This window comes from Isoptericola sp. NPDC057191, assembly GCF_042670225.1.
GTDB lineage: Bacteria > Actinomycetota > Actinomycetes > Actinomycetales > Cellulomonadaceae > Isoptericola.
Genome location: NZ_JBHUWC010000073.1, coordinates 1 through 18082 on the forward strand (window position 1 = coordinate 1; position 18082 = coordinate 18082).

The following is an 18082-nucleotide window of genomic DNA, read 5'->3' on the forward strand; positions in this document are numbered from 1 at the left end:
TGCGTGCTGAGTTGATCCTCAAACCGTCGGTTTGAGGATCAAGTCAGCACGCACGATGCCGGGAGCGGTCAGCCGGGGAGGCCCGCGATGCCGGTGCCGACGGGGTCGTCGGAGCCGTCGTGCGTGCGGCCGCGGCGCGTGCCGGCGGCCTCGTCACGCACCAGCCGCACCCACAGCAGCACGGCGAAGAGGCCGAAGACCCACCACTGCAACGCGTAGAACAGGTTCTGCAGGTTGACGCCGTCGCTGCCCTCGAGCACGGGCCGCGGGAGCATGGCCGGGCCGCCCTGGGCTGCGGCGGCCTGTGCCGGGTCGGACGACGTCAGCACCACGTAGCCGGAGTAGATCGGGCCGCCCCAGGTGTTGACGAGCGAGCCGGTGGCGATGGAGTCGGTCAGCGGCGGCCCGTCGGGGTTGTCGGGCAGGGGTTCGCCGCCCTCCAGCGCGGACTCCGACGCCTGCAGCCAGCCCGTGACGCGCACCTGCCCCGCGGGTACGTCGAGGGCGGCGGCGTCCGGGGTGGGCGAGTCCACCCAGCCGCGGACGACGGGCAGCACGGGAGCGCCGGACAGGTCGGACCACGACGCGCCGCCCGTCCCGTCGTCCGAGACGCGCAGGGGCGTCAGGACCAGGTAGCCGGTGCGGCCGCCGAGCGAGCGACCGGCCACGAGCATCTGCCCCTCGGGCTCGTACGTCCCGGTCACCCAGGTCTCGGTGCCCACCAGCTCGCCGGGGAACGACGTCTGCGGCGGCAGCAGGTCGCCGAGCGCCTCGGGACCCTGGGCCGCCTGCTCCGCGGCCTCCTGCTGCGCGGCCAGCTCGGCGCGCTGGTAGGCACGGTCGAGCTGCCACACACCGAGCCGCCCGCAGACGGCGGCGGCGAGCAGGAAGAGGAGCAGGATCCCGATCATGCGGGGCTGGACGGCCACCGCCCAGAACGACCTGCGGGCGGGCTGGGGGCTGGGCACGGCACCACGGTAATCGGCGTGCGACCCCCGCAAGGAATCCGCACGCTCCCGGCACTTGACGGACCGCCAGATCGACGTCACTCCCCTGACCTCGCGGGTCGTGCTGCGCGGTCCTCCACGGTGGGGTGGAATGAAGGCGCTGGCCTTCCCCGAGCCACTGGAGCGTGTGATGAGCACCACGACCACCCCGTCCGTCCACCCCGCGCCGTGGCGCGCCGGCGAGGGCGCCGAGCTCTCGGCCGACACGATCGACCGGATCGACCGGTGGTGGCGGGCGGCGAACTACCTGTCCGTGGGCCAGATCTACCTGCTCGACAACCCGCTGCTGCGCGAGCCGCTCATCCGCGACCACGTCAAGCCGCGCCTGCTCGGGCACTGGGGCACCACGCCGGGCCTCAACTTCCTGTACGCCCACCTCAACCGGGCGATCAAGGAGCGCGAGCAGTCCACGATCTACGTCGCCGGCCCCGGGCACGGCGGCCCCGGCCTCGTCGCGAACTCGTACCTCGAGGGCACGTACTCCGAGACCTACTCGGACATCACCCAGGACGACGAGGGGCTGCGGCGCCTGTTCCGCCAGTTCTCCTTCCCTGGCGGGATCCCCTCGCACGTCGCGCCGGAGACACCGGGATCCATCCACGAGGGCGGCGAGCTGGGCTACGCCCTGAGCCACGCGTACGGCGCCGCGTTCGACAACCCCGACCTGCTGGTGGCGGCGGTCGTCGGCGACGGCGAGGCCGAGACCGGCCCGCTCGCCACGAGCTGGCACTCGAACAAGTTCGTCAACCCGGTGACCGACGGCGTCGTCCTGCCGATCCTGCACCTCAACGGCTACAAGATCGCCAACCCGACGGTGCTGGCGCGGATCAGCGACGACGAGCTGCGCGACCTGATGATCGGCTACGGGCACACCCCGTACTTCTTCGTCGGCGGGTTCGACGGCGAGGACCACGAGGCGGCGCACCGCCGGTTCGCGCAGCTCCTCGACGAGGTCCTCGACCACATCGCCCGGATCAAGGCCGAGGCTGCCGCGGGCAGCGAGGAGCGACCCGCGTGGCCGATGATCGTCTTCCGCACGCCCAAGGGCTGGACCTGCCCGCCCGTCATCGACGGCAAGAAGACCGAGGACTCGTGGCGCGCCCACCAGGTCCCGCTCGCCAGCGCCCGGGACACCCCCGAGCACCTCGAGGTGCTGCGCGGCTGGCTCGAGTCCTACCGGGCGCACGAGCTGTTCGACACCGAGGGACGGCTGCTGCCGGAGATCGCCGAGCAGGCGCCGACGGGCGAGCTGCGTATGAGCGGCAACCCGCACACCAACGGCGGGCTGCTGCTCAAGGACCTGCGGCTGCCGGACTTCCGTGACTACGCCGTGGACGTCGCCGGGCCCGGTGGCTCGGTCGCCGAGGCCACGCGCGTCCTGGGGCAGTGGCTGACCGACGTCGTGCGGCTCAACCCGGACAACTTCCGCATCTTCGGCCCGGACGAGACGGCGTCCAACCGCCTCCAGGCGGTCTACGAGGTCACCGACAAGCAGTGGAACGCCGAGTTCTACGGGCCCGACGTCGACGAGCACCTCGCCCGCGTCGGCCGCGTGATGGAGATGCTCAGCGAGCACCAGTGCCAGGGCTGGCTGGAGGGCTACCTGCTCACGGGGCGCCACGGCCTGTTCACCAGCTACGAGGCCTTCATCCACATCGTCGACTCGATGTTCAACCAGCACGCCAAGTGGCTCAAGGTCACCAACCACATCCCGTGGCGGCGGCCGGTCGCGAGCCTCAACTACCTCCTGTCGAGCCACGTGTGGCGCCAGGACCACAACGGCTTCAGCCACCAGGACCCCGGGTTCATCGACCACGTCGTGAACAAGAAGGCCGAGATCGTCCGGGTGTACCTGCCGCCGGACGCGAACACCCTGCTGTCCACCTACGACCACTGCCTGCGCAGCCGCCAGTACGTGAACGTCGTGGTGGCGGGCAAGCAGCCGGCACCGCAGTTCCTCACGATGGAGCAGGCGATCGCGCACTGCTCGCGCGGCCTGGGCATCTGGGACTGGGCGGGCACGGAGGTCGAGGGGCAGGAGCCCGACGTCGTGCTCGGCGCGGCGGGCGACGTCCCGACCCTGGAGGTGCTCGCGGCCGCCGACATCCTGCGCCAATGCATCCCGGACCTCAAGGTCCGGGTGGTGAACGTGGTCGACCTCATGCGGCTGCAGGACGAGAAGGAGCACCCGCACGGCCTGTCGGACAAGGACTTCGACACCCTGTTCACGGCCGACCGCCCGGTGATCTTCAACTACCACGGCTACCCGTGGCTCATCCACCGCCTGACCTACCGCCGCACCAACCACGCGAACATCCACGTGCGCGGCTACAAGGAGGAGGGCACCACGACGACGCCCTTCGACATGGCGATGCTCAACGACATCGACCGCTACCACCTCGTGGTCGACGTCATCGACCGGGTGCCGTCGCTGCGCTCGCGGTACGCGGGCCTGCGGCAGGAGATGGTCGACGCCCGCCTGGCCGCCCGGCAGTACACGCGCCAGCACGGCGAAGACATCCCGGAGGTGCGCGACTGGGTGTGGCCGGACGTCGGCGAGACGGGCACCGAGAGCGGCGGCCCGCAGTACGACGCGGCGGCAGCGACGGGCGGCGACAACGAGTGATGTGACGAGTCCCCCGTGGCGGCGACGATCGAGGCCGGTGACGGCCGACGCGTCGCCACGGGGCTGACTCCCCTGTCGCTACTCCCGCCCGTCGAAGTGACGCACCACGAACGCCGCGACGACGAACGCCACCCCGAACATCTCCAGCAGGGTGGCCAGGGACTGGATCCAGAGTGCGCCGCCGCCCCAGACCTGCGCCAGGAAGGTGCTACCCGTGGGCATCGCGATCACGAACGCTTGCCCCACGACCCCCAGCACCAGCGCGGAAGCTCCGACCCAGAGCATCGCGGAAGCAGAAAGCCGTGGCATCACCCTGCTCCTTTCGCGGCCGGTCCCGGACGGCTCGTGCGCCACGGGGCTTCCGTGCGCCCTCGACTGACGCGTCCGACTCGTCGTCGACATGCTAGATCGTGCCGCGTCACCGCGGCCGCAGAGGGGGACTTGCGGATCCTGGACGGTGGTGGCGCGGAGCAGCGTGGGTCGCCATCATGACCCGACTCGTCCAGGGAGCACCGGGTCGCGTGGAACCCTCGGGCCGTGACGAACCCGACGCCGCATCCCGGTGCGGCGCCGGGTCCGATGCGATGGAATGGTGACAACGCCGACCGACACGGAGCCGCCTGGTGAGCACGCAGACCCGCAGCATCTACATCGCCTCTCCCGAGGGCGAGACCGGCAAGTCCACCGTGGCGCTCGGCGTCCTGGACCTGCTGGTCCGGCAGGTCTCCCGCGTCGGCGTGTTCCGGGCCGTCTCTCGTGTGCCGTCGCCGCCGGCGTCGGACGCGGGCGGCGACGCCCCGCGCGACCACGTGCTCGAGATGCTGCTGCAGCACGACGGCGTGGACCTCGCCTACGAGGACGCGGTCGGCGTCACGTACGACGACGTGCACGCCGACCCGGAGGCCGCCCTGGCGCGCATCCTGGACCGCTACCACGCGGTCGCGGAGCGGTGCGACGCCGTCGTGGTGGTGGGCACCGACTACACGGACGTCACGGGCGCCACGGAGCTGGCGTTCAACGCCCGCGTCGCGGCCAACCTGGGCGCCCCGGTGCTGCTCGTGACGTCGGGCCGGGACCGCTCCGCCGAGGAGGTGCGCGCCCTGACCCGGCTCAGCGTCTCCGAGCTGCGCGCCAACCACGCGCAGCCGGTGGGCGTCGTCGTGAACCGCTGCGCCCCCGGGGTGCTCGGCGCGGGCGCGACGGTGCTGCTGGGCGACCTCGACCTCCCGGTGTGGACCATCCCCGAGGAGCCCTTCCTGCACGCTCCCACGGTGGGCCGGCTCACCGAGGCGGTCGAGGGCACGCTCATGCTCGGGGACCCCGACCTGCTGAACCGGGAGGCGCTGGAGGTCATCGTCGGGGCGATGTCGTTCGAGCACGTGCTCGACCACCTCACCGACGGGGCCGTCGTCATCCTCCCCGGCGACCGGTCGGACGTGCTGCTGGGCCTGCTGTCGGCGCACGCCGCCGCCACGTTCCCGTCGTTGGCGGGCATCGTGCTCACCGGCGGGTACGTGCCGCGGGGCGTGATCGCGCAGCTCCTGTCCGCGCTCGGGCCGCGCGTGCCCGTCGTCGCGACCGCGCTCGACACGTTCCGGGCGGCCCGCCGCGCAGCGGAGACGCACGGCTTCGTCACGGTCGCCTCGACCCGCAAGGTCGACGTCGCACGAGCGCTCTTCGAGCAGCACGTGGACGGGGCGGCGCTGCTGGCACGGCTCGACCTGCCGCGCACGCGCGTCGTGACGCCGCTGATGTTCGAGTACGAGCTCATCGAGCGCGCCCGCGGCGACCGGCGGCGGGTCGTGCTGCCCGAGGGCGACGACGACCGCATCCTGCGCGCCGCGTCGACGGTGCTGGCCCGCGGCATCGCGGACCTCGTGATCCTGGGCGACGAGACCGCGATCCGGGCGCGGGCCGCCGAGCTCGGGCTCGACATCGCCGCGGCCACGGTGCTCGCCCCGACGGACCCCGAGCACGTCGAGCTCTTCGCGACGGAGTACGCGAAGCTCCGCGCGCACAAGGGGATGACGGTGGAGCGGGCTCGCGAGATCGTCACGGACGTGTCGTACTTCGGCACGATGATGGTCCACCTCGGCCTCGCCGACGGGATGGTCTCGGGCGCCGCGCACACGACGGCGCACACCATCCGGCCGTCGTTCGAGATCGTCAAGACCCAGCCCGGCGTCTCGGTCGTGTCCTCCGTGTTCCTCATGTGTCTCACGGACCGGGTGCTCGTGTACGGCGACTGCGCCGTCATCCCCGACCCGACGTCGGAGCAGCTCGCGGACATCGCGATCTCGTCGTCGGCCACGGCGGCGCAGTTCGGCGTCGACCCGAAGGTCGCGATGCTGTCCTACTCCACGGGCACGTCCGGCTCGGGCGCCGACGTCGACAAGGTGCGCGCGGCCACGGAGCTGGTCCGCGAGCGCCGTCCCGACCTGTCCGTGGAGGGGCCGATCCAGTACGACGCCGCCGTCGACGCGTCCGTCGCGGCGTCCAAGCTGCCGGAGTCCTCGGTGGCGGGGCGGGCCACCGTGTTCGTCTTCCCGGACCTCAACACGGGCAACAACACCTACAAGGCCGTGCAGCGGTCCGCGGGGGCGGTCGCCGTCGGCCCGGTGCTGCAGGGACTGAACAAGCCGGTGAACGACCTGTCGCGCGGCGCGCTCGTGGCCGACATCGTCAACACCGTCGCCATCACCGCGATCCAGGCACAGGCCCTGGCGCACGCCGACGTCGAGGAGGCCTCCGCATGAGCATCGTCCCCGAGTCCGAACGACCCACCCCGTACAGCGCGTACGGGGCGCACGGGTCGGTGCTGGTGCTGAACTCGGGGTCGTCGTCCCTGAAGTACCAGCTGGTCAACCCGGTGGGCGGGGAGGCGATCGCGGCGGGCACGATCGAGCGCATCGGCGAGCCCGCAGGCATCGTCACGCACACGTTCGCCGGCAACCGGACCCGCCGGGAGCTGGAGGTGCCGGACCACGGCGAGGCGCTGCGGCTCGCGCTCGGCATGTTCGACGAGATCGGGCCGCGGCTGGCCGACGCCGGGATCTACGCCGTGGGGCACCGGGTGGTGCACGGGGGTGCGGAGTTCTCGGGGCCGGTCGTGGTGGACGACGACGTCGTGGCCCGCATCGACGCGCTGGTGCCGCTGGCGCCGCTGCACAACCCCGCCAACGTGCAGGGCATCCGGGTGGCGCGCGAGCTGCTGTCCGACGTGCCGCACGTCGCCGTCTTCGACACCGCCTTCTTCCAGGCGCTGCCGGCGGAGGCGTACACGTACGCGATCGACCGCACGGTCGCCCAGGAGCACGACGTGCGCCGGTACGGGTTCCACGGCACCAGCCACCAGTACGTGGCGGGCAAGGTGGCGCGCGTGCTGGGGCGGCGCGTGCAGGACCTGCACACCATCGTGCTGCACCTGGGCAACGGCGCGTCGGCCTCGGCGGTGGCCGGCGGGGTGCCGATCGACACGTCGATGGGTCTGACGCCGCTGGAGGGGCTGGTGATGGGCACCCGGTCGGGCGACGTCGACCCGGCCGTCGTCTTCCACCTGGCCCGCAACGCCGGCATGAGCATCGACGAGCTCGACACCCTGCTCAACAAGCGCTCGGGGATGCTGGGCCTGTCGGGGGTGAACGACTTCCGCGAGCTGCGGCGGCTGATCGACGACGGCGACGAGGACGCCGCCCTGGCCTTCGACGTGTACGTGCACCGTCTCAAGAAGTACGTGGGCGCCTACGCCGCGCTGCTCGGCCGGGTGGACGTCGTCGCGTTCACGGCGGGCGTCGGGGAGAACGACGCGGCGGTGCGGGCCGCCGTCTGCGAGGGCCTGGAGGGCATGGGGATCGCCGTCGACCCGGAGCGCAACACCGCGGCAGCCGGCGGGGAGCGGATCATCTCCCCCGACTGGACGTCGACGCTCGTGATGGTGATCCCGACGATGGAGGAGCTGGCGATCGCCCGGCAGTGCGTGGAGGCCGTGGAGCACCTGGGCCCGGCGGCGTCGGTCACCGCCGGCTGAGGCGCTCCACGACCTGGTCCGCGATCTCCTCGGGCTCGTCCTCGATGCCGACGGTGAACCCGTCCTCGTCGGGGTCGAGCGGCTCGAGGGTGTCGAGCTGCGAGTCGAGCAGCGACGGCGGCATGAAGTGGCCCTGCCGGGCGGAGATGCGCTCCTCCAGCAGCTCGCGGCTGCCGTCCAGGTGCACGAACCGCACGGGGCCGCGGGCGGTGCGCAGCACGTCGCGGTAGGCGCGCTTGAGCGCCGAGCAGGTGACGACGGCGTGCCGGCCCGCGGCCGTCTGCTCGTCGAGCCAGTCGCGGATGGCGAGGAGCCACGGCGCCCGGTCCTCGTCGGTGAGGGGGTGGCCGGCGTGCATCTTGGCGACGTTGGCGGGCGGGTGGAAGTCGTCCGCCTCGGCGAGCGCCAGGTCCAGCCGCTTCGCGAGCAGCGCCGCGACCGTGGTCTTCCCGGACCCCGCGACGCCCATGACGACCAGGTGGGTGCCGTCCCCGTGGGTGCTCATCCGGTGAGCATCCCCGGCGGCGGCCCCCGGCCGCAAGCCGGACCCCGCGTCCCGGTCTACTCTCGACGGCGATGCTGCACTTCACGCCACCCTGCGGGCCGGTCCACGGCTGGGCGGACGGCGACGTCCGCCGCGCCACCGGCATCCCCTACGCGCACGCCGACCGGTTCCGGCCGCCCGTGCCGCTCCCCGACCGGACCGAGGTGCTCGAGGCGACCTCCTGGTCGCCCGCGTGCCCGCAGGGCCCGGTGCCGTTCCTCGACGAGGTGCTGGGCCCGGCGGGTGCCGGCGTGCCCGTCGACGAGCACTGCCAGCGGTTGTCGGTGACGATGCCCGCCGACGCCGGGCCGGACGAGCGCCTGCCCGTCATGGTGTGGATCCACGGCGGCTCGTACACCACGGGGGCGGGGGACGTGCCGATCATGGACCCACGTCCCCTGGTCGCCGAGCAGCGGGTCGTCGTCGTGACGGTCACCTACCGCCTGGGCCTGTTCGGCTACCTCGGCGTCGGGCCCGACCGGCCCGCGAACCTCGGTCTGCTCGACCAGCTGGAGGCGTTGCGCTGGGTGCGGCGCAACATCGCCGCGTTCGGCGGGGACCCCGCGCGGGTCACGCTGTTCGGCCAGTCCGCGGGCGGTGACGCCGTGGCGCACCTCATGGCCGTGGCGGGTGCTGCGGGGCTGTTCTCCCGCGCGATCGTGCAGAGCGCGCCCCTCGGGCTCTCGCGCGGCCGCGCGCGGATGAACGCCGACATGGCGCGCGCCGCTGCGGGCGTCTCCGCGCGGACCCCGGTGGAGGCCGTGGTGGCCGCCGAGGCGCGGCTGGAGAGGGTCGCCCGGGGTGCCGGGCTGCGCGCCGCGATGCCGTTCGGCACGCAGTACGGCCATGACCCGCTGCCGCCGGAGGACGAGGTCGAGGCCGCCTGGGAGGCCGCCGCCCCGCAGGTCACGCTGCTCGTCGGCCACACCGCCGAGGAGGCCCGGCTGTTCGTCCGTCGGCTGCCTGCGGTACGGCGGGCCGTCGGGCTGCCGGTCGTCGGCCCGTGGGTGCGGCGAGCGCTGGTCGCGGCCGTGACGGAGCGGATCTACGGCCGCCCCGCGCGGCGGTTCGCCGCCCGGCACGCCGCTGCCGGGGGCGTCGCGCACCGGTACGTGGTGACGTGGGCGGCCCCCGGCAACCCGTGGGGCGCCGCGCACATGGTCGACCTCCCGCTCCTCTTCGGTGACGAGAAGGCGTGGGCGACGGCGGCGCTCACCGACGGCGCCGCCTGGGAGGACCTGCAGCGCAGCGCTCGCCAGGTCCGCGCGGTGTGGGGCGCGTTCGCTCGCGGGGAGGACCTGGGCGACGGCGGCGAGGTGCCGGGGGCGCTCACGTACCGGCGGGTGGTCCGATGACGCTCTGGCTGGACCCGCCCACATGGCCTGCCCACGGCACGCTCTGGTCGCACCTCGTCTCGGACACGTCCCTGCACGAGCTGCGGACGTTCGCCCGCGCCCAGGGGGTGCGCGACCGTGCGTTCGACCTCGACCACTACGACGTGCCCGCCGACCTGCACGACACCCTCGTCGCCGCGGGCGCCGTCCCCGTGACGGGCGGCGAGCTGTCCCGGCGGCTCTCCCGCTCCGTGCTGCGCGTCCCGGGATGGGAGCGCCGGCGCGCCGCCCGTCCCACGCTGCTCGCCCGCTGGGCACGCCTGTGGGAGCCGGGCTCCTCCGGTGCCGACCTCGTCGGGCAGGACCTGGTGGACCGCTGGCGGGAGCCGCACCGCGTCTACCACTCCCGGCTCCACCTGGCCGACGCCCTCGACGCGCTCGACGTGCTGGCCGCCGACGGCGCTCCCGGGGACGCCTGGCACGCGACCGTCGCGCTGTGGTTCCACGACGCGGTGCACGACGGCGAGGCGGGCCGCGACGAAGAGCGCTCGGCGGCGCTCGTCGACCGGCTGCTCGGACCCCTCACGGGGCGGGTCCGCCTCGCCGGGCGCGGGGGCGACCTGACGCGCGCCGACGTCGACGAGGTCGCGCGGCTCGTGCTCGTGACCACCGACCACGCCCCGACCACCGACGACACCACCGGCGCGCTCGTCAGCGACGCCGACCTCGCCGTGCTCGGGGCCGACCCGGGCCGCTACGCCCGCTACGCCGCACAGGTGCGGGCCGAGTACGGGCACGTGCCGGACGACGCGTTCCGGGCCGGCCGCGCCGCGGTGCTGGACCAGCTCGCCGGCCTCCCTTCCCTGTTCCGCTCCCCCGCCGCGGCGGAGCGCTGGTCGGCGGCTGCCGCCCGCAACCTGCGCGCCGAACGGGACGGCCTCCAGGACGGGCACGAGGACGGGCGCTAGGTTGCGGACGTGACCTCGACGACACCCGCTGCCGGCACGCGCACCGCACCGCCGCCACGCCGTCGACGGCGGCGGACGCTCCTGGTGGCGGCGGTGACGGCCGGCGTCCTCGCCGTGGTCGTGGCCGTGCCGGTCGTGTGGGTGCAGCTCACCGGCCAGGCGCGCGTGCGGTCGTCGGTGCGGGACGTCGAGCCGGTGGACGCGATCCTCGTGCTCGGTGCCGGGCTGCGCGCCGACGGGACGCCCTCGCCGTACCTGCGCCGCCGGCTCGACGCCGCGGCGGAGCTGTACCACGCGGGTGCCGCGGACCGGGTCGTGCTCAGCGGCGACGGCCAGCCGCGTCGCGACGGCACGCCGTACGACGAGCCGGCGTCAATGCGCGAGTGGATCCTCGGGCGGGGCGTGCCCGACGAGGCACTCACCCTGGACCGCGAGGGCCTCGACACCACGGCGTCGTGCCGCCGCACCGCCGAGCTGACCGGCGCGCGCACCGCCGTCGTCGTCACGCAGGACTACCACCTGCGTCGCGCCCTGTTCAGCTGCGTCCGTGCGGGGCTGGACGCCCAGGGCGTGGGGGTCTCGTCCGCGAGCGCCACACCGCGCCACTGGGTCTGGTGGCACGTGCGCGAGGTCCCCGCCTCGTGGCGCGCCGCGGTGCGCGAGCTCGGGGCCTGACCGCCGCGCCCACGCCCCGACGCCCGGGCCGGGGCGGGGCGGCGTCAGCCCGTGGTCAGGGCAGGCGGAGCCGCCGCATCGCGCCGAGCGCGACGCTCAGCACCTTGCTCGGCGTCTCGCCCCCGAGGGCGTACAGGCTGTCCAGGGTGGCGCCGAACCGCGCGCCGCGCTGCAGCGCGACGGTCTGGACCTCCGTCACCGCCTCGACGCCCTCGCGCCCGTGCCGACGGCCCTGCCCGGAGGCCTTGAACCCGCCCATGGGCGCGGCGGCGGACCCCCAGGCGGAGGCGTAGCCGTCGTTGATCACCACGGTGCCGGACTCGACCCGCGCCGCGAGGCGCTTCGCCCGCCCGACGTCCGTCGACCAGATGCTCGCGTTCAGACCGAACTCCGTGTCGTTCATGACCCGCACGGCCTCGTCGTCGGACGCCACCCTGGTCACCGCGACGACCGGCCCGAACGTCTCCTCACGGGCGCAGAGGGCGTCCTCGGGGACGTTGTCCAGCACGGTCGGGGCGTAGAAGTAGGGCCCGACGTCGGACCGGTGGACGCCTCCGACGAGCGCCCGGGCGCCCTTGGCGAGCGCGTCGTCCACGTGACGGGTGACGCGCTCGAGCTGGGCGGCGGAGACCAGCGAGCCGACGTCCGCCGTGTAGTCGAGCGCCGTGCCGAGCGTGAGCTCACGGACGGCCGCGGTGAACCTCTCCAGGAAGGCGTCGGCGATCCGCTCGTGCAGCACCAGGCGCTCGATGGACATGCACAGCTGGCCCGAGTTGGAGAAGCAGGCCCGCACCACGCCGGGGACCGCCGAGTCGAGGTCGGCGTCCGCGGCGACGTACAGCGGGTTCTTGCCGCCCAGCTCGAGCGTGGTGCCGATGAGCCGCTCCCCCGCCCGCGCCGCGACCTTGCGGCCCGTCGCGGTCGACCCGGTGAACGCGATGTGGTCCACGTGCTCGACCAGCGCGGCGCCGATGTCGCCGCCGCCGGCCACGACGAGGAAGAGGTCGTCGGGGAGGCCGGCGTCCTGGAGGACCTCTGCGACCCAGAGGGCCGACAGCGTCGTCTGGGGGTCCGGCTTGAGCACCACGGCGTTGCCGGCGAGCAGCGCGGGCACGGCCTCGGAGAGCACCAGCGACAACGGGTAGTTCCACGGGGCGATCGCGCCGACGACGCCCACCGGCCGGCGGTGCACCCGCACGCCGGTGAGGACGGGGAGCATGCCCGGCACCCGGCGTGCGCCCAGGTAGGCCGCCCCGCGCACGGCGTAGTGCCGGCACGCGATGGCGACGTCGGCGACCTCCTCGAACGCGCTGCGCCGCGCCTTGCCCGACTCCATCTGGACGAGGTCCAGGATCTCCGACTGCCGCTCCAGCACCAGCGCGCCGAGGCGGTCGAGCACGGCCGTGCGGTCCGCGACCGTGGTGCGCGCCCAGTCCTGCTGCGCGGCGCGCGCACGGTCGACGGCGGCCGCCACGTCGTCGGGCGACGAGAGGGGGAACGCCGCGAGGGGCGCGCCGGTGAAGGGCAGCGTCGAGCGGTGGGTCCCGACGGTGTGGGAGGTGACGATGCGCCGCGTCAGCGGCTCCACGACGTCGGGCTCCAGGACATAGGTGGCGGCGGGCAGCTCGGGGTCCAGAAGTTCCCCGAGAGCGCCTTCGCCCTCGTGCGCGGTGGACATGGCCGACACCCTACGCGGATCGTCCGACAGCACCACCACCCCCGCCTCAGGGTTCGCTCTCAGCGGGACGAGGACCCTCGCGGCGGCGGCGCCCGTCGCTACAGGTCGCGCCCGAGCACGACGCAGTCGGCGTCGGTGTAGCCGAGCCCGTCGTAGAACCCCAGGACCCGCTCGTTCCCGTGCCGCACCATGAGGCGCACCTTGCGCACGCCCTGCCGGCGCAGCCAGTCCTCGGCGGCGGCCACCGTGGCGCGGCCCAGGCCGCCTCGCTGCACGTCCGGGGAGACCGCCACGTAGTACAGCCAGCCGCGGTGCCCGTCGTAGCCCGCCATCACGGAGGAGACCACGCGGTCTCCCGCCGCGCCGACCAGGACGGTCGAGGTCGGGTTGGTCCGCGCGTCGACGACGTCCTGCCGCGGGTCGTTCCAGGGCCGGGTCAGCCCGCAGGCCTCCCACAGCGCGACCACCTGCTCGACGTCACCGTCGGCGACCTCCCGGAACGCCACACCGAGCAGGTCCCGCGTCGTGGCCTCGGCCGTCACCGCGGCTGGTACGGCGACACGACGACCTCGACCCGCTGGAACTCCTTGAGGTCGGAGTAGCCGGTCGTCGCCATGGCCCGCCGCAGCGCGCCGACGAGGTTGAGGGTGCCGTCCGCGGTGCTGCTGGGCCCGAAGAGGATCTGCTCGAGCGTGCCCGCCGTGCCGACCGACACCCGCTCGCCGCGGGGCAGCACCGCGTGGTGCGCCTCGGGGCCCCAGTGCCAGCCCTGACCCGGCGCCTCGGACGCCCGCGCGAGCGCCGCGCCCAGCATGACGGCGTCGGCGCCGCAGGCGACGGCCTTGACGATGTCGCCGGAGAGGCCCACGCCACCGTCGGCGATGACGTGCACGTACCGGCCGCCGGACTCGTCGAGGTAGTCCCGGCGGGCCGCGGCGACGTCGGACACGGCCGTGGCCATCGGGGCGTGGATGCCGAGGCCCACGCGCGTGGTGTGGGCAGCACCGCCGCCGAAGCCGACGAGGACGCCGGCCGCGCCGGTGCGCATGAGGTGCAGCGCCGCCGTGTACGTGGAGGCGCCGCCGACCACGACCGGCACGTCGAGCTCGTAGATGAACCGCTTGAGGTTCAGCGGCTCGGCGTTGCCGGAGACGTGCTCGGCGGAGACGGTGGTGCCGCGGATGACGAACAGGTCCACCCCGGCGTCGACCACCGTCTGGTAGTGCTCCTGCGTGCGCTGCGGCGAGAGCGCGCCCGCGACGGTGACCCCCGCGGCGCGGACCTCCTTGAGGCGCTGCGTGATCAGCTCGGCCTTGATCGGCTCGGCGTAGATCTCCTGCATGCGCTGCGTCGCGGCGTCCGCGGGCAGGTCGCGGATCTCGGCGAGCAGCAGCTCGGGCGACTCGTACCGGGTCCACAGGCCCTCGAGGTCGAGGACGCCGAGGCCGCCGTGGTGGCCCAGCGCCACGGCGGTGGCGGGGCTCATCACGGAGTCCATGGGTGCCGACAGGATCGGCAGGTCGAAGTGGTATGCGTCGATCTGCCACTCCACGGAGACGTCCTTCGGGTCGCGCGTGCGCCGCGAGGGCACGATCGCGATGTCGTCGAAGGAGTATGCGCGGCGACCGCGCTTTCCGCGCCCGATCTCGATCTCGTTGCTCACCAGGACAGCCTACCGGCGCGGTCCTGTCGGTGGCCGGTGGCACAGTCCGTGGACATGACGACGTACGCGGAGCACCAGGCGGCGGGCGCGGCACCCGCCGCGACCCCGCCCGAGCCCGGCTGGTCCCGCGGCCCCCTCCTCGGCTTCGACACGGAGACCACCGGCCTCGACGTCGCGACCGACCGCATCGTCACGGCGGCCCTCGTGCTGCGCGCGCCGGGCGGCCACAGCACCGTGCGGACGTGGCTGCTCGATCCGGGCGTGGAGATCCCCGCGGAGGCCACCGCCATCCACGGCATCACGACGTCCGACGCCCGCGCGCACGGGAGGGAGCCGATCGGCGCGCTCGAGGAGATCGCCGCGATCCTCGTGGCGCAGGTGCGCGACGGCGTCCCGCTCGTCGCGTACAACGCCGCGTTCGACCTGACGCTGCTCGACGTGGAGCTCGCCCGCTACGGCCTGCCCACCGTCCCCGAACGTTTCGGCCGACCGGTCGCACCGGTCCTCGACCCGCTCGTGCTCGACCGCTGGCTCGACGGCGCCCGGGAGGGCAAGCGCCGGCTCGGCGACCTGTGCGCCCTGTACGGGATCGAGGGCGACGGCGACCTGCACACGGCGGACGTCGACGTCCTGGCGACGCTCGACGTCCTGGACGCCCAGCTCGTGCAGCACCCGCACCTGCGGGGCGTCGCGCTCGACGCGCTGCACGCCGCGCAGGCGGGCGCGCACCGGGCGTGGGCCGAACGGGTCAACGCCGAGCGGGCCGCGGACGCCGGCGGCCGTCCCCCGACCTCGACGGCGTGGCCGGCAGCCGGCCGGGCCGGGCGGGACGGGCAGGCGCGCCCCTGACCTCCGGCCGGCCCGCGGCCTACCGGCCCTGCACGGCGTCTACCGGCCGTACACGGCGTCGACCTCGACCTCGACGAGCCACCCGTCGACAGGCAGGTTCTCGATCTCGAGGGCGAAGCGCGAGGGCCGGGCCGCGTTGACGACCATGGGCTTCGTGGTCGCCGAGCCGAGCCGCACGTCGAGGGTGTCGCCGGTGCCGAGGTCGGTGTTGGCGAAGAACTGGCGGTAGGCGCGGTTCCAGCCCGCGAAGTCCATCGCCTCCTCGCCGTCGGGGTTCTGCAGGAACACCCGCATGGACACGACGTCGTCGTACGACAGCCCCGCCCGCTCGAGGTTCTCCCCGATGCGCATCAGGGCGTTGATCCCCTGCGCCTCCGTGATCGTCACCCCGTCGGGCAGCTCGCCGCCGGGGAAGACGTCCGTCGGGATGTACCGCTCCTCGGCGGACGCCCCCGGGGCGCGGTTCAGGGCCGACGGCCCCAGGCCCGACGACTTGTACCAGGAGACGTTCTTTCCGATCGCGACGCCGTCGGCGATCGAGGCGGTGCTGCCGGTGACGAAGGAGTGCGCCTCCGTGGGACGTGGTTCGAAGAGCCGCGCGCCGGCGACGGCAGTTCCGGGCACGGCGACAGCGGCCGTGACGACGACGGCGAGGGCGATCTTGGTGGGGTTCCTCATGCGGGGAACGTAGCCAGGGACCGTTTCGCCCCGATGACGGCCGAGGGTCCAACTCGAGTCCCTGACCTGCGCCGATGCCGTCGGCATGACGCGAAACGAGGACGTTACCGGGCGCGACCGGCGCGTAACGCGCCCGACCCCGGCACGTGACGCGCGCCACCTACGGTCGCGGCGGTGCTGTCGGCGGCACCCGGCAGCCACCGCCGGGCGCGCACGTCCGTCAGACCTTTCGAGACGAGAGGTAGTGCCACATGGTCATCGACACCGCTCCCGAGGCCGTCCCCGACGGCTCCCCGTCCGGCGTCTCCCGCCGCAACTTCCTCCAGGCCGTCGGCGTCGGATCCAGCGCAGGCGTCATGTTCGCGACGATGGGCGCCCTCGGGCTCGCCCCCACCGCCGCGGCCCAGCCCCGCGAGGCCGCCTGGGTCCCGCCGCGCCAGGGCGACTTCACGCTGACGGGACGGTCGGCCAAGAAGGTCGTCGTGGTCGGCGCGGGACCGGCCGGCCTCGCGTCGGCCTACGAGCTGCAGAAGGCCGGGTACCGGGTCACCGTCCTGGAGGCGCGGCACCGGCCGGGCGGACGCACCCTGACGATCCGGGGCGGTGACTCCGAGACGGACGTCGACGGCGTCACGCAGACGGCCCGCTTCGACGACGGCATCTACATGAACGCCGGCGCCGGTCGCATCGCCCAGTGGATGGTCACGATGGACTACCTGCGCGAGCTGGGCGTCCCCTACGAGGTCTTCACCAACGCGAACGCCGATGCCTACCTCTACAACGAGAGGTCCGGCGCGACGCCCGGGAACCCCGTGCGCTACCGCACCGCCAAGGCCGACGTCTTCGGGTACACGTCCGAGCTGCTCACCTACGCCACCGACCAGGGCGCGCTGGACCAGCGGCTCACCGTCGAGGACAAGGAGAACCTGCGCTCCTTCCTGCGCAGCTGGGGCTCGCTGAAGGCGGACGGCACGTACGCCGGCGGGGACAACCGCGGCTTCGCGACCTACCCGTCGGCGTGGAACGAGCACGGCACGCCCCTGCCCGGTCCGGGCTCGGTCTCTCAGGTGCTCGCCTCGAAGGTGGGGCAGTACTTCCCCTTCGAGATCAACTGGGAGCAGTCGATGCTCATGTTCCAGCCCAAGGGCGGCATGGACACGACCTACCGGTACCTGGTCAAGGCGATCGGGGCCCACAACGTGCACTTCAGCTCGCCGGTGACAGGGGTCGAGAACACCGACCGGGGCGTGCGGGTCACCTACACGCCGCAGCACGGGCGCGCACGGCAGCTGGAGGCGGACTTCGCGGTCGTCGCCGCCCCGGCCGGGGTCATGCGCCGCTGGGACACCAACTGGGGCGCGGGCATCGACGCCGCCCTGGGCGAGTTCGCCGTCGGCTCCCCGGCGGGCAAGATCGGCCTGCAGTACCGGTCGCGCTGGTGGGAGGACGACCACCGGATCTTCGGCGGCATCACCGAGACCGACATGGACCTCGCGCACATCTGGTACCCGTCGTACGGCTACGGCGAGCGCAAGGGTCTCATGGTCGGCTACTACAACACGGGCACGAACGCCCGCACCTATGCGGACCTGACGCCGCGCCAGCGGGAGCGCCGGGCCGTCGAGCAGGGCGTCAAGATCCACGGCGAGAAGTACCGCTCCGAGCTGGAGTCGTCGTTCTCCATCGCCTGGCACAAGGTGCCCTACATCGAGGGGGCGTGGGCGTACCCGAACACGGTGTCGGCGGGCTTCAAGCAACTGCAGCAGGGTGCCGGACGCGTCTACTTCGCCGGCGACTGGATGTCGGAGGTGTCTGCCTGGCAGCACGGCGCCTTCTGGTCCGCGCGCTACGCCGTGCAGGCGCTGCACGCCCGCGTGATGGCCTCGTGACCCTCTGACGCCGGGGACGACGACGGCCCGGGCCGCGCGGGGCCCGGGCGGGGGGGGTGGGGGGGAGAAGCCGGGGTTGTTTGGGGCCGCGACCCGCAAATGGACCGCGTGGGGGTGGGGGTGCGTTTGCGACGCGGGCCGGTT

15 protein-coding genes are annotated in these 18082 nt (G+C 73.7%); 8 read left to right on the forward strand and 7 right to left on the reverse strand.

Annotated elements, in window-relative coordinates; translation table 11 throughout:
* Positions 1 to 68 precede the first annotated feature (68 nt).
* Complete coding sequence (locus ACFT55_RS11075) at positions 69 to 968, reverse strand: SURF1 family protein (RefSeq protein WP_380243883.1); 900 nt, start codon at positions 966 to 968, stop codon at positions 69 to 71.
* Between the two features lie 169 nt (positions 969 to 1137).
* On the opposite strand from ACFT55_RS11075, the gene ACFT55_RS11080 reads away from it, so the two are divergent.
* A complete protein-coding gene (locus ACFT55_RS11080) occupies positions 1138 to 3633 on the forward strand; it encodes a phosphoketolase (RefSeq protein WP_380243884.1) in 2496 nt (831 codons plus the stop codon).
* Positions 3634 to 3711: 78 nt separating this feature from the next.
* On the opposite strand, the gene ACFT55_RS11085 is transcribed toward ACFT55_RS11080, so the two are convergent.
* Positions 3712 to 3942: a hypothetical protein gene (locus tag ACFT55_RS11085; RefSeq protein ID WP_380243885.1), complete on the reverse strand. Its 231-nt coding sequence runs from the start codon at positions 3940 to 3942 to the stop codon at positions 3712 to 3714.
* 314 nt (positions 3943 to 4256) lie between these two features.
* Between ACFT55_RS11085 and pta the strand changes: the two genes are divergently transcribed.
* On the forward strand, positions 4257 to 6389 hold the full coding sequence (gene pta, locus ACFT55_RS11090) for a phosphate acetyltransferase (protein ID WP_380243886.1): 2133 nt from the start codon (positions 4257 to 4259) through the stop codon (positions 6387 to 6389).
* On the forward strand, positions 6386 to 7660 hold the full coding sequence (locus tag ACFT55_RS11095; protein WP_380243887.1) for an acetate/propionate family kinase: 1275 nt from the start codon (positions 6386 to 6388) through the stop codon (positions 7658 to 7660). The genes pta and ACFT55_RS11095 overlap by 4 nt, the downstream gene beginning before the upstream one ends.
* Here ACFT55_RS11095 and ACFT55_RS11100 read toward each other — a convergent pair.
* Complete coding sequence (locus ACFT55_RS11100; protein ID WP_380243888.1) at positions 7647 to 8165, reverse strand: gluconokinase; 519 nt, start codon at positions 8163 to 8165, stop codon at positions 7647 to 7649. The two genes, ACFT55_RS11095 and ACFT55_RS11100, sit on opposite strands and share 14 nt — an antisense overlap.
* A gap of 71 nt (positions 8166 to 8236) precedes the next feature.
* On the opposite strand from ACFT55_RS11100, the gene ACFT55_RS11105 reads away from it, so the two are divergent.
* The 3 genes from ACFT55_RS11105 to ACFT55_RS11115 are packed head-to-tail and all read left to right on the forward strand — an operon-like array spanning position 8237 to position 11181.
* Entirely contained in the window at positions 8237 to 9559 is a 1323-nt protein-coding gene (locus ACFT55_RS11105) for a carboxylesterase family protein (RefSeq protein WP_380243889.1), read from the forward strand.
* Positions 9556 to 10506, forward strand: coding sequence for a DUF4031 domain-containing protein (locus ACFT55_RS11110; RefSeq protein WP_380243890.1), 951 nt, complete (start codon positions 9556 to 9558; stop codon positions 10504 to 10506). The genes ACFT55_RS11105 and ACFT55_RS11110 overlap by 4 nt, the downstream gene beginning before the upstream one ends.
* A 9-nt stretch (positions 10507 to 10515) precedes the next feature.
* Complete coding sequence (locus ACFT55_RS11115; protein WP_380243891.1) at positions 10516 to 11181, forward strand: vancomycin high temperature exclusion protein; 666 nt, start codon at positions 10516 to 10518, stop codon at positions 11179 to 11181.
* Between the two features lie 55 nt (positions 11182 to 11236).
* Here the strand turns inward: ACFT55_RS11115 and ACFT55_RS11120 are convergent, their stop codons facing one another.
* From ACFT55_RS11120 to ACFT55_RS11130, 3 genes are all read right to left on the reverse strand, one after another.
* Positions 11237 to 12859, reverse strand: a complete 1623-nt coding sequence (locus tag ACFT55_RS11120) for a succinic semialdehyde dehydrogenase (RefSeq protein WP_380243892.1) — start codon at positions 12857 to 12859, stop codon at positions 11237 to 11239.
* Positions 12860 to 12957: 98 nt separating this feature from the next.
* The gene (locus ACFT55_RS11125) at positions 12958 to 13401 is read right to left on the reverse strand and encodes a GNAT family acetyltransferase (protein ID WP_380243893.1); all 444 of its coding nucleotides are present in this window, start codon (positions 13399 to 13401) and stop codon (positions 12958 to 12960) included.
* Positions 13398 to 14522 carry a GuaB3 family IMP dehydrogenase-related protein gene (locus ACFT55_RS11130; protein WP_380243894.1) on the reverse strand — a complete coding sequence of 375 codons (1125 nt, stop codon included), beginning with the start codon at positions 14520 to 14522 and terminating at the stop codon, positions 13398 to 13400. Before ACFT55_RS11130 ends, ACFT55_RS11125 begins: the two co-directional genes overlap by 4 nt.
* A 54-nt stretch (positions 14523 to 14576) precedes the next feature.
* On the opposite strand from ACFT55_RS11130, the gene ACFT55_RS11135 reads away from it, so the two are divergent.
* Positions 14577 to 15371 (forward strand): exonuclease domain-containing protein, encoded by a 795-nt coding sequence (locus tag ACFT55_RS11135; RefSeq protein ID WP_380243895.1) that lies wholly within the window; start codon positions 14577 to 14579, stop codon positions 15369 to 15371.
* A 39-nt stretch (positions 15372 to 15410) separates the two neighbouring features.
* On the opposite strand, the gene ACFT55_RS11140 is transcribed toward ACFT55_RS11135, so the two are convergent.
* A complete protein-coding gene (locus ACFT55_RS11140) occupies positions 15411 to 16049 on the reverse strand; it encodes a Rid family hydrolase (protein WP_380243896.1) in 639 nt (212 codons plus the stop codon).
* 251 nt (positions 16050 to 16300) lie between these two features.
* On the opposite strand from ACFT55_RS11140, the gene ACFT55_RS11145 reads away from it, so the two are divergent.
* Positions 16301 to 17938, forward strand: coding sequence for an FAD-dependent oxidoreductase (locus ACFT55_RS11145; RefSeq protein ID WP_380243897.1), 1638 nt, complete (start codon positions 16301 to 16303; stop codon positions 17936 to 17938).
* Positions 17939 to 18082: the final 144 nt, after the last annotated feature.